General features: G+C 63.7%; 8 protein-coding genes and 1 riboswitch. Of the genes, 4 read left to right on the top strand and 4 right to left on the bottom strand.

Annotated elements, in window-relative coordinates:
• Positions 1-141 precede the first annotated feature (141 nt).
• Together MPSD_RS22145 and MPSD_RS22140 are read left to right on the top strand one after the other, a co-directional pair.
• Positions 142-651 carry a DoxX family protein gene (locus MPSD_RS22145; protein WP_015356873.1) on the top strand — a complete coding sequence of 170 codons (510 nt, stop codon included), beginning with the start codon at positions 142-144 and terminating at the stop codon, positions 649-651.
• A gap of 71 nt (positions 652-722) precedes the next feature.
• On the top strand, positions 723-2,444 hold the full coding sequence (locus tag MPSD_RS22140; protein ID WP_086085695.1) for a DUF3556 domain-containing protein: 1,722 nt from the start codon (positions 723-725) through the stop codon (positions 2,442-2,444).
• A 77-nt stretch (positions 2,445-2,521) separates the two neighbouring features.
• On the opposite strand, the gene metE is transcribed toward MPSD_RS22140, so the two are convergent.
• The 4 genes from metE to MPSD_RS22120 form a co-directional block, all read right to left on the bottom strand.
• Positions 2,522-4,813: a 5-methyltetrahydropteroyltriglutamate--homocysteine S-methyltransferase gene (metE, locus tag MPSD_RS22135; RefSeq protein WP_086085697.1), complete on the bottom strand. Its 2,292-nt coding sequence runs from the start codon at positions 4,811-4,813 to the stop codon at positions 2,522-2,524.
• Between the two features lie 135 nt (positions 4,814-4,948).
• Positions 4,949-5,174: riboswitch (cobalamin riboswitch) on the bottom strand.
• A gap of 55 nt (positions 5,175-5,229) precedes the next feature.
• Positions 5,230-5,880 (bottom strand): SDR family oxidoreductase, encoded by a 651-nt coding sequence (locus tag MPSD_RS22130; protein ID WP_012395891.1) that lies wholly within the window; start codon positions 5,878-5,880, stop codon positions 5,230-5,232.
• Between the two features lie 16 nt (positions 5,881-5,896).
• Positions 5,897-6,739 carry an SDR family oxidoreductase gene (locus MPSD_RS22125; RefSeq protein ID WP_015356871.1) on the bottom strand — a complete coding sequence of 281 codons (843 nt, stop codon included), beginning with the start codon at positions 6,737-6,739 and terminating at the stop codon, positions 5,897-5,899.
• Between the two features lie 104 nt (positions 6,740-6,843).
• Positions 6,844-8,118, bottom strand: a complete 1,275-nt coding sequence (locus tag MPSD_RS22120) for a TetR/AcrR family transcriptional regulator (protein WP_020786271.1) — start codon at positions 8,116-8,118, stop codon at positions 6,844-6,846.
• A 519-nt stretch (positions 8,119-8,637) separates the two neighbouring features.
• On the opposite strand from MPSD_RS22120, the gene MPSD_RS22115 reads away from it, so the two are divergent.
• Positions 8,638-9,807 (top strand): PPE family protein, encoded by a 1,170-nt coding sequence (locus MPSD_RS22115; RefSeq protein ID WP_012395888.1) that lies wholly within the window; start codon positions 8,638-8,640, stop codon positions 9,805-9,807.
• A 1,372-nt stretch (positions 9,808-11,179) separates the two neighbouring features.
• Complete coding sequence (locus MPSD_RS22100; RefSeq protein ID WP_167470906.1) at positions 11,180-12,022, top strand: IS110 family transposase; 843 nt, start codon at positions 11,180-11,182, stop codon at positions 12,020-12,022.
• The last annotated feature ends 505 nt before the right edge of the window (positions 12,023-12,527 follow it).

Below are 12,527 nucleotides of genomic sequence, written 5' to 3'. Positions count from 1 at the left end.
CGTGAGAAACGAGTCGTGGTGCACCCCCTTGTGGTCTTCGGCAAATTCCCAGAACGCTCGCTATGTTTCCACACGGTTCAGTAGCGTCCGCGGCTCGGCGCTGCTGTTGTGGGATGCGCCGAATGATCTAGGTTTGCACTCATGGCTCCCTACGATGTCGGATTACTGATCCTTCGGCTGGTGCTGGGCCTCACAATGGCCGCGCACGGATTCAACAAGTTCTTCGGCGGCGGCCGGATTCCGGGCACGGCACGATGGTTTGAAAGCATCGGCATGAAGCCCGGAAAGTTTCACGCCACGGTGGCCGCGATCACCGAGGTATCCGCGGGCTTGGGACTTGCGGCCGGCCTGCTCACTCCGATCCCGGCGGCGGGCTTTGTCTCGCTGATGTTCGTCGCGGCCTGGACCGTGCACCGAGCCAACGGATTTTTCATCGTCAAAGAGGGCTGGGAGTACAACCTGGTGCTCGCCCTCAGCGCCGTCGCGGTGGCCACGATCGGTGCTGGAAAACTGAGCCTGGACTGGGTGATATTCGGGAACAACTGGCTCAATGGCTGGCCGGGTTTGGTGGCATCGCTTGGGCTTGGGCTGGCCGGGGCCTTCGGCCAGTTGCTGATCTTTTACCGGCCGCCGGCTCGGCAGGCCGGATAGCCGACGGGCGCAAACCCGGCTTGCCGTGGCTGCGCGGCGAAACACTAGAACACGTTCTAGTGTGTGAAACCATGGGATTTCTCAAGCCCGTGCTGCCGCAGGTCGACATTGTCGAATGGGGCAAGGGCACCCGCAGTGAAAAGATCCGCCCGATGGCCCGCCATTGGGCCGAGGTCGGCTTTGGCACTCCGGTCGTGATGCACCTTTTCTACGTCGGCAAGATCCTGCTCTACATCCTGGTGGGCTGGCTGATCGTGTTCAGCACCAAAGGAATCGAAGGATTCACCGACGTCAAGTCGTGGTACACCGAGCCGATCGTGTTCCAGAAGGTCGTGCTCTACACGATGCTGTTCGAGGTCGTCGGGCTGGGCTGCGGGTTCGGCCCGCTGAACAACCGGTTCTTCCCGCCCATGGGCTCGAGCTTGTACTGGCTACGATTCGGCACCATCCGGCTGCCACCCTGGCCCGAGCGCGTCCCGTGGACCGCGGGGACCAAACGCAAGCCGGTGGATGTCGCGCTCTATGCGCTGTTGTTGATCATGTTGGTGTCGGCGCTGTTCACCGATGGCTCCGGCCCGATGTCGGAGCTGGGCAGCAAGGTGGGGCTGCTGCCGATGTGGGAGATCGTGATGATCCTGCTGCTCCTGGCGATGGTGGGGCTGCGCGACAAGGTGATCTTCCTGGCCGCCCGCGGTGAGGTCTACGGGACGCTGACGGTCACCTTTCTGCTCGGCGGGATAGACATGATCGTGGCCGCCAAGCTGGTGTTCCTGGTGATCTGGATGGGTGCGGCGACCTCCAAGCTCAACCGGCACTTCCCATTCGTGATCTCCACGATGATGTCCAACAACCCCTTGTTCCGGCCGCGCTTCATCAAGCGGATGTTCTTTGCAAAGTTTCCCGACGATCTGCGGCCCGGATTGCTGTCACGCATGCTCGCGCACCTCAGCACTTTCATCGAAATGTTCGTTCCCGTGGCGTTGTTCCTGTCGCACGGCGGCTGGCCGACCACCGCGGCGGCGATCGCGATGGTCTGCTTCCACCTGGGAATTCTGACGGCGATTCCGATGGGGGTACCGCTGGAGTGGAACGTATTCATGATCTTCGGCGTGTTGGCGCTGTTCGTCGGCCATGCTGACCTCGGCCTAACCGATGTGAAAAGCCCTGTGCCGGTAGCGATTCTGTTTGCCGTGGTGGCAGGAATTGTCATCTTGGGCAACTTGTTCCCGCGCAAGATCTCGTTTCTGCCCGGGATGCGTTATTACGCCGGCAACTGGGACACCACGTTGTGGTGCATCAAACCCTCGGCTGACGCCAAGATCAAGCGGGGGATCGTCGCAATCGCCAGCATGCCGCAGGCTCAGCTGGAGCGCTTCTACGGCAAGGACCGGGCGCAGATCCCGATGTATCTCGGATACGCGTTCCGCGCCATGAACACTCACGGCAGGGCGCTGTTCACCTTGGCCCACCGGGCAATGGCCGGCCAGGACGAAGACGACTATGTCATCACCGACGGGGAGCGGATCTGCAGCACCGCCGTCGGCTGGAATTTCGGCGACGGACACATGCATAACGAGCAACTCATCGCCGCGATGCAGCAGCGCTGCAACTTCGAGCCGGGGGAGGTGCGTATCGTGCTGCTCGACGCGCAACCGATCCACAAGCAGACTCAGGCCTACCGCCTGGTGGATGCGGCCACCGGCGAATTCGAGCGGGGATGGGTGCGGGTCTCGGACATGGTGACGCGGCAGCCCTGGGCCGACGACGTACCAGTCCAGGTGCAGTCGGAGTAAGGCCGTCGAGCGTCGAGTGTGACGCCACTGCGAGATTTCATCGCGAAACTCGCAGTGGCGTCACACTCGACAGACCCCTACGCCTCGGGTCGTACTTTCTGTGCGGCGGCGACCATGTTCTGCAGGGACGCCGTCACCTCATCAACGTTGCGGGTCTTGAGCCCGCAGTCGGGATTGGCCCAGAGCCGCCCAGCCGGAACGGCTTTCAAGGCGGCACGTAGCGAATCCGCCATCTCCTCGGCGCTGGGCACTCGTGGTGAGTGAATGTCGTAGACGCCGGGGCCCACACTGTTGGCAAAACCGATCGCATTCAGATCGTCGAGCACCTCCATGTGGGAGCGTGCCGCCTCGATGGAGGTGACGTCGGCATCAAGGTCCGCGATGGCCCCGATCACCTCACCAAATTCCGAGTAGCACAGGTGAGTGTGGATCTGGGTCGAGTCGGCAACTCCGGACGTCGCCAAGCGGAAAGCGGCTACCGCCCAACGCAAGTACACATCCTGCTCGCTGCGCCGCAGTGGCAACAATTCGCGCAGCGCCGGCTCGTCGACCTGGATCACCGCGATGCCGGCCGACTGCAGATCCACGGTCTCATCACGAATGGCCAGCGCCACCTGATTGGCGGTATCGGGCAGCGCCTGATCGTCACGCACGAAAGACCACGCCAGGATGGTGACCGGGCCGGTCAGCATGCCCTTGACCGGCTTGGCGGTCAGCGACTGCGCGTAGCTGATCCAGTCGACCGTCATCGGATGGGAGCGCGCGACGTCACCGTAGAGAATCGGCGGACGCACGCAGCGGCTGCCGTAGGACTGGACCCAGCCATTCTGAGTGGCGAAGAAGCCGTCCAACTGCTCGGCGAAGTACTGCACCATGTCGTTTCGTTCCGGCTCACCGTGTACCAGCACGTCGAGTCCCAGCTCTTCCTGTAGGGCGATGACGTCGGCGATCTCTTTCTCCATCCGGCGCGCGTACTCCGCCTCGTCGATCTCGTCGGCGCGCAGTGCCGCACGGGCGGTTCGGATCGCCGTGGTCTGCGGATAGGAGCCGATCGTCGTGGTGGGTAGCGGCGGCAGCTGTAGCCGTGCCTCCTGGCTGAGTCGGCGTGTGGCGGCATCGCCCCGATGCACACCCGAGGCGAGGATGGCATGGATGCGGGCCCGCGCCTGCCCGTTGTGCAGCCGTGGATCCTTCTTGCGGGAGGCCACCGCTTCGTTGGACGCCGCGATCTCAGCGGCGACCGCCTCGCGCCCCTCGCGCAGAGCGCGGGCCAGAACCGCGACCTCGGCCACCTTCTCCGCGCCAAATGCCAGCCAGCTGCGCAGGCTAGCGTCCAGGTCGGTCTCGGGCTCCAACGAGTACGGCACATGCAGGGTCGAACACGACGTGGACACCGCGATGCTGGCTGCCGAACCAAGCAGGGTCGCCAGCCGGCTCAACACCGCCTGCAAGTCGGTGCGCCAGATGTTGCGACCGTCGACGATGCCGGCTACCAGCGTTTTGTCGGCCAGCTCAGGAGCCGCGACGATGGACGCGATCGCGGTGTGCGCACCGGCAACCAGGTCGACGCCGATCGCCTCGATGGGGGTACGGGCCAGCGCCCCCAGCGCGGCGCCCGGGTCGCCGAAGTAGGTAGCGACATGGATGGCCGGCCGGTTGGCCAGTGACCCCAGCGCGGTGTACATCCGTTCGGCAAGCGCGGGCGCGTCGGGGCAGATGTCGGTCACCAGCGCCGGTTCATCCAGCTGTACCCATTGGGCACCGCTATCGGCGAGCAGTGACAATAGCTCCGAATAGATCGGCATCAGCTCCTCGAGCCGCCCTATCGGCGCGGATACGCCGTCGACGGCCTTGCTGAGCAGCAGGAAGGTGACCGGGCCGATGACCACGGGCCGTGCCGGGATGCCGAGCTCCTGCGCCTCTTTCAATTCGGCGAGCACCTTGTCGGGATGCAGCCCAAACCGGGTGTCCGGCCCGATCTCGGGGACCAGGTAGTGGTAGTTGGTGTCGAACCACTTGGTCATCTCCAAGGGCGAGACCTCAGCATTGCCCCGCGCCGCGGCGAAGTAGCGGTCCAGGTCGTCGCAGATCCCGGCTACTCGGGTGGGCAAGGCGCCCAACAGAACTGCGGTGTCAAGCATCTGGTCGTAGTAGGAGAAGGTGTTCACCGGAACTGAGTCCAGACCGGCCGCGGCCAGGTCGGTCCAGGTGTCGCGACGCAGGGTGGCGGCGACGGACTCCAACTCTGCTCGGTTGGTGCGTCCCGCCCAATAGCCCTCGGTTGCGCGCTTGAGTTCGCGGCGCGGACCAATACGGGGAGAGCCGGTAATGGTTGCGAAAAATGGTTGCTGGCTTACTAGCTGAGTCACAGCGCGTCCTTCAATTGACGGGGTGATCACCGCCCTCGGACGCACAACCGACCCGACTGCGCCATGCTTTGACCGCACGAGCACAACCGCTTCGGCCGAACGCCCATTCCACGAGGCGATGAGCCGCCGGGCGCGGCGCGCCCGGCACAACTGGCAGGTCTTCGGACTCGCAGGCGCGCACCCGGTGGTGCTCCTAGTGGCCGTCGCTTCCCAGTCGTGAAGGACCAGTGCTTGTTTCGTTCATGACGGCGGTCGTTCCTGCATACCGCTGCGGGACAGTTCCGGATTCTCACCGGATTCCCTCTTACGATGCATCGTTGATGCCTCGCTCGATGCCGACACCGCGTGGGGCGATGACGGCAGACCAGCTGCGTGGTCCAGGTTACTCTGCCGCCCCGTGGTCGCGTACTGGCCGGTTAGTCTGCCAATGCCGTGGCGATGGGCACATCGCCGTTGTTGAAGTCGATGGTCCGGCCGATGGTTGAGTCGTCGTTGAGCGTGGCGGCGATCACCCGCGCGACATCGGCGCGCGAGACCGTGGCTTTGCCGCTCTTGCCCGTGCCAATTGAGATCCGCCCGGTCGCCGGTTCCATGGTGAGCCGGCTCGGCCCCAGCACGGTCCAGTCCAGGTTGCTGGCACGCAAATGGGCGTCCGCGGCCGCTTTCGCCTGCGCATACGGGAAGAACGAATCATCAACCGATACACCATGATTAGGGCCGGCGCCGAAATAGGAGACCATCACAAACCGCTGCACACCCGCCCGCGTCGCGGCATCGATGACTCTGATGGCGGCGTCGCGGTCGACGGCATAGGTGCGCGCTGGATTGCCGCCGCCCGCGCCGGCGGAGAACACCACCGCATCGTGCCCGGTCAGCAGTCCGGCCAGCGCGGCGGTATCTAGCCCTTCGATATCGGCTTGCACCGGTGTGGCGCCCGTTGCGGCGATGTCATCGCGGTGGTCGGGGTTGCGGAAGACCGAGCTCACCTGGTCGCCCCGGTCGGCCAGGATGTGCCCCAGTAGCAGAGCGACCTTGCCGTGGCCACCAAAGACAACAACACGCGTCATAGCAGCGACGCTACCGCTAGGGCATCGGGACGCGGCCCATGATGAGGTCGATGATGGGCTTGCCTGGCGGGTAGGCGCCGGTCAGTGACGACATGGTGTGCCCGTAGTCCACCAATAGCGTGATCCCGCTGATCCCGAAGGCGGCCGCGCTGTTGAGGAACACCATCACGTCGCCCATCTGCTCCGGGGTGTGCACTTTGGAGCCGGTCTCGTCGCGGTAGTCCTGCGCGAAGGTGAGCCACAGGTCGGCATTGGCTTGCGCCAACGGGGTATCGGTGGGGCCTGGGCAGATGGCGTTGATGCGGATCCCCCTTTTCAGCAGGGGATAGGCCCTGGTCGCCACGTAGGCATTGATGGCTTTCTTGCTGAAGCCGTAGTGAATGATGCCCTCGGCTTCATGCGCCGATACCCAGTCCTGGGCCGCTCCATAGTCAGGAGTGGCCAGGAACTCGGTCAGCCGCGGCAGGTCGTTCTCCCAGCCCATGCCCGCGACCGACGAGATGAAACAGACCGCCGATCCCGAAGGAAGCTGGTCATTGGCCAGCAGGCGGTCGATCAGATGGCGGTGGCCGATGAAATTGATCTTCATCAGGTCTGGTCCGTCTGCGACACCGGCCGCGGAGAACACCGCATGGACCGGCCCGCCCAGCCGCTCGACAGCGGAGTCGATGGATGCCGGGTCGCGCAGATCAACGCTCAGCGTCTGGGCGGCGTCATAACCCACCGGCGCGTAGTCCATCACGATGACTTCGGCGCCGAGTTCGGCCGCTGACTTGGCGGCCGCGGCGCCCATCCCGGTGGCGCCGCCGACGATCAGCGCTCGTTTGCCGTCGTACCGCAACCGATCCACAACTGTCATCAAGGTCCCTTTCCCCGGCCCCGGTTACCCGCCTCACTCTAAGGGGAACATATATTTGGTTCAATAGCGCAGTTGGTTCAATCGCGCCGGAGAAAGCGGTGCCGCTACTGGCCGCGCACGGCGACGCCACGCAACACCGTGTCACGGGCGTGAATGAGCGCCGCACGGGTGCCGACGAAGTGCAAGATGTTCTCCGGTATCCACTGCAAACCGATGACGCATCGGGCCAGCATCGTGATGGACGGCGGTTCGATCTGTATTTCTTCGGACCGCAGACCTTCGGACAGAAGCGATTTCATCTGTCGCAGCCGCGCGGCGTAGAGCCACCCCGGGTTGGGAGTATCCGGTGGCGACTGTCTCATCCACGCAAGCTGAATCCGGAACTCGTCGGAAAACTGATCCAGCGCATTGATATTCACCCAGCTAAGCGCGTCCAGCTTCTCGATCGGCGTCGCGTTCGAGCGCAGCACGGCGACCCAGCCCGCTTCGACCTTCTGTCCGAACGAACGCATGATTGACGCCAGCAGATTGTCTTTGGATCCGATCACCCGGTACACAGTCCCGGTGCCAAGTCCGGACGCAGATGCGATGTCTCTGATCGTGGTGACTTCGTAACCCTTGCGCCCGAACTCCATTCGTGCCACCGCCCGAACGTGGGCGGCCTTGTCACTGGGATCGGCGTCCTTTTCGTCGATCCATGTCGCGATCACGTCGTTTGCTGCGGACAGCGCATTGGAACCGTCCAGATCCACGTCGGTTGGTGCGTGGCTTGCCAAGCCTTGCAGAATGGTTCGGCACATCAACCCGGAGACCTGGTCGGCGGATGCGTTGCGACGCATCATGTCCAGACCTACTTGCAGCATTGTTTGACAGATCCGGTCGGCCAACGTGGGGAGGTCGATTTCGGTCCTGATGTAGCCGCTCCACCGCCCCGCGCGCAGCGTTTGCAGCATGGCTTCTTGTATCGCTAGCGGACGTTGCGACGTCAGCTTCATCAGTTCGGGATCCGCGCTGGGGCCCTCGTAGAACGACATCTGAAGCGCGGCCCGATGCGCTACCGCACAGTTGGCGATCGCGGCTCCCAGTTGGGTGATCTTCTCGGCCACGGTTCGCGAATCGGGTTGGTCCAGCTTCGCTTGCCAGCTTTGCCCGATCTGATGTAAGTCGTCCTGATAGCGGCGGATCAGTTCGATCAGGATCGCCTCTTTGGACTCGAAATGGTGATAGAGGCTGCCCGGCAGAATACCTGCGGCGTCAGCGATTTCCTGCAGCGACGTCCGCAAACCCGACGAGGCTATCAACGCCGCTGCGGTCTGGAGAATCTCGGTCCGGCGCGTCCCGGAGTCGTCCGTCCCGGCCTGATCTCGGTGATCAGCCATCCACCGGCTTTTCGCCGCTGCATTGACCTTCGCCATAGGCTACCGGTGTATGGGTCGGCAGAATTGCGACCTAGCAAACATATGCCTTCGCCCCTCCTGCCAACCAAATTTTTGTTAAATCTAGCAGACTGGGTGCTCGGGCAGTGGTCACGAGCGTGCCGGTGCGGGCCGGCTGCCCGGTCCTGTCGAACTGCCGGTTGGCTGCGCGATCGGCTTGCAGCGACGTGCGCCAGGGGCGGCCCGGCCCGTGGTTCGATCTTGCTGACTGCGCTGGCGCGGCGTAGCCGGCGCACGCCCGGTGAGAGGGCCCCGGCCGAGCTGACAGCGGCTTGGCAGGCTATTGACAGCAGGGTCCCATGTGAAAGCCCGGACGCCGGCGCCGACCCCGTCCTAGCATCTGGCCGTATTGGCAATTGTCGCCGAATGGCGACTGTTGCCTCAGGGGTCAAACGCAGTTGCGGAGGTTGTCGACAGGCGAGTTGTCCGGGGCGTTGGGGCGGCTGAACGGTTTGGGGTGTGATGATGTTGGACTTTGCTTGGTTACCGCCAGAGATAAATTCGACTCGGATATTCTCCGGCGCGGGCTCGGGGCCGTTGTTCGCCGCGGCGTCGGCCTGGGAAGGGTTGGCGCAGGATCTGTATGCGTCGGCGTCATCATTTGATTCGGTCGTCTCGGGGCTGTCCAGTGGGTCTTGGTCTGGTCCGGCGTCGGTGTCGATGGCGGCCGCCGCGGCGCCGTATGTGGGCTGGCTGAGCGCAGCGGCGGGCCAGGCCGAGTCGGCGGCCAATCAGGCTCGGACGGCGGCGACGGCGTTTGAAGCCGCACTGTCGGCGACCGTGCACCCGGCTGCCGTCACCGCCAACCGGATGTCGTTGGTGTCGTTGGTGGCAACCAATATTTTGGGCCAGAACACACCCGCGATTGCGGCCAACGAATTCGACTACCTGGAGATGTGGGCCCAGGATGTTGCGGCCATGGTGGGTTATCACGGTGGGGCGTCGTCGGTGGCCGCCGCCCTGGTGCCGTTCAGTCTGCCGCCCGTGGACCTGGCTGGATTGGCATCCCAGATCGGAACGCAGGCGTTCGGGATGGTCACATCCGCGTCCTCGGCGCTCGCCACACCGGTGCAAAGCGTCATGGCGGCCGTTCCGACGGCGCTGACGACGCTACAGTCATTGCCACTGCAGGATGCGTCGATGCTGATGTACCCGTTCAGCATGGCGATGTCACCGCTGATGAACCTGATGAGTAGTTCGCTGCGCGGGTCGACCGCCGGGGTGGCCGGCGCAACCGCCGCCGGAATCCCCGCGAGCGCAGCGAAGTTGGTGGACGCACCGGTTAGTGGCGTGAAGGCGATGGGCGGGGCGGGGCTGGGTTCATCGATTTCGGCCGGGTTGGGCAAAGCGCGGATGGTCGGCGCGGTATCGGTTCCGCCGACCTGGGAGGGATCGATGCCCACGCGGATGGCTAGCTCGGCGATGTCGGGGTTGGGCGCGGCCGGTGTCGCCAATGAGGCTGAGATGGCCGCGGCGGGACGACCCGCCGGAATGCCGATGATGCCGATGCCGATGGGTGCGGGTGCCGGTGCCGGTGGCGGGATGCCCGGTGGAATGCTGGGCCGAGGCGGTGCCAGCCCGAACCCAATACAGTCCCGGCCTAGCGTGGTGCCGAGGACGGGAATCGGATAGCGCGCCGATCCAATCGGAGTCCTCGGAGTCGAGGTCTGGCCTCAATTTTTCGTCGAGGGTGATGTCGGTCGAACTCGGCGATCTCGATGCGTTCGGTCTCGGAGACAAACCGTGAAGAGATGACCGTGGTGGTCAGGGGCCAGGGGGCACGACCCGTACCTGCCGTCTTTTCGGTGCACCCTGATGCCGTTGCGCCAGTTCCGGCTCGTCGAGCGACTGATGCCAACTTCACATGCGACCTTGTGTCGCTCCACCTGTGAAGTGCCTTCCTGTCAGGATCTTTGAAGCGTAGAGAATTTCATCATCCCTTGCACGACAGGAACTTTCGCAAATCTACACCCCGAAACTCGCAACGTTTCACGAAAAATCCAGGCTAGGCGTGGTCGCAACACTTTTCTAGGTTCTAGAGGTTGTGCCGGCATCATCGCGTCGGGTGAAAATGGGGCCGGAACGTCGTCCGCAGTCGGTCAAGCATCAGCGGTTCATGGAGTTGGGGGCTCGCGGCTGGAGCGTGCGTGCTGCGGCCCGCGTAGTCGGTGTTTCCCGGTCCGCAGCGACGAACCGGACGCGGGGTTGCAAGACTTGCCGCAACGGCGTCGCTGTCGGGTTCGTCCCGCCGCTGGATCGTCTGCCGGTCCGGCAAGTCAGCTCGCGATACCTGTCTCGGGACGAGCGGATCGAGATGGCCGATCTGCGCCAGTCGGGGCTGAGTCTGCGGGCGATCACGGGGCGGGCATGCAGTGATCGGCGTAGGTCTTGTGGCGGGTGCCGGCCGGTGTCATGGTGACGCCGCACCATGCGGCCGAGGTGTGATCCACTATGGTCCGCCCCAGGCTGATGGCGCTGGTCTCGCCGGGAATCAGCCAATGACTTTGCTCCGTCGCTTGGTCTCCGCAAAAGGAGCAATCAATAAGATTCGAATGTCGAACGCGCCCCTTGCGTTCGACCGGAACTTTAACCAACGATCAATGTCGCAATTCTCAATCAGCGGTCGATTCGCCAGCGGGCGGCCATTCCGAGGGAGCCGTCCCAGCGTGGCGCAGGGATATCCATACCCGCCGATTGGGGTGATCAGGGCCTTACGGCAGCCCTCGAAACACCTCGCAAACAACTTGCGAAGGGCTATCTGTTGATAGGGCTGCAACGTTTCGCCTTTGGCGCCGACGTCGAGCGTAAGACATGTTTAACCATGCTCGTGCACCTATTCCCGTGACCACGGCCACCGCCGGAAGCGCACGGTCAAGAACGGCTCGGTCCTGGCCGGCTATGGCACACTCATGATGAAGAACGCACTGGCCAACACGATGCCAACCCTGACTGTTCAGCTCGTCCAGTCGCTGAACTGGAATGCATAGTCATAAAGGATTTCCCTGTGCCTGAAATTCGTCCATATGATAGCGCGCACTTGTATTGTGGAATCGTTTGGGACGCGGAAGTTCACGACGTTGGGGCGGTCGATGACGTTGGACGAATAGTGCTGCGGAAACGAGTTCAGAGCGACCCTGCGGGACTCACCCATTTGTTGACGCTGCTAGCTCGAGCCGGTGACAGTCCACACCATCCGATACCCCTAGCGGCCGAAGTCGACCGCAGGTTATGGGTGATAGCTCTGCGCTCCGCCGGCCGTCCCATCTACTCCATCGATGCGCTGGCGTCCGCGCGATATCACACAAGTCACGCAGTGTCGGCAGCCAAATCCGCCAACAGCGGCCCGGTGCTGCTCGCGAACATTGTGCGCACCAACCAGGCCGCCCTCCGGCCGCTACCGCCTTATACCGGGCCGCCTGATGCTCTTGGAGCGCTGGCTCGAGACCTACAAAACGCGGTATGGCTGCGTCAGCAGCTTGAGAATCGGATCGTCGACCTGCTCATGGACTTCTACCCAGCCGCCATCGCCGCCTTCGCTGACCCCCTCCAAGGCGGGCTGGTCCGTCGCGATGCTCGCATGCTCCTATCCGTCGCACCGAACCCGAACCGGGCCGCCGCGCTGACAACAAGCAGGCTGCGCCACCTGCTCCGCAATGCCGGCCGTCAACGTCATGTCGACCGCGACGCAGAGCGGCTGCGGCAGGTCTTCACCGCAACCTACCCACAGCAGCCGACCCATGCCGAGACGGCGATGGAAATTCGCCTGGCAGGGCAATTGGCGCAGCTAGAAGCCGCGTGCATCACCGTTGATCGACTCATCGAGCAGGCCACCGCCCAGTTTGGCTGACTGCCAGGACGCCTTGTTGTGCAGGTGTCCCAGCAGATGCCGTTCCCGAGCAATGAACTTCGCTCCGATATGGCCGCTTCTTCGTTTCTGTCGGCGGCCACGGAGAAGTCCCGATGGGTAGCCGGCCGAACGTGGACTGGGCCGGTCTCGATCGCGGTTTCCCCAACGGAGTCCCCAGTAGCTCCGCCGTTTCTGGCCGTGCATTGAATACGCCCGGACTGGATGCCTGCCTCGGAACAGATATTTGGTCAATCAGGACGTCGGGCTGGAAACGACGACGAGCGACCAATTGATTGGCGACCCCATTGAGTTCGGATCGTTTGACGCGCTTGGGCCTGCTGGCCTCGGCTATCGCGGCTCGTAGGCTGCGAGTATGCCCGGCCGTCACGGGGATTTGATCTGGAGAAATAGCGGTCCGGTTTCATCGATGCCGGTCTGCGGGCCACGCGGTAGGCCCGGACGCCCGCATGTTCGTGGTTGCCAACCGGCTGCTTTGCGGTAAGGC

Origin of the sequence: Mycobacterium pseudoshottsii JCM 15466, from assembly GCF_003584745.1 — a bacterium.
GTDB lineage: Bacteria > Actinomycetota > Actinomycetes > Mycobacteriales > Mycobacteriaceae > Mycobacterium > Mycobacterium marinum.
This window is presented reverse-complemented; position numbering and strand designations above follow the sequence as displayed.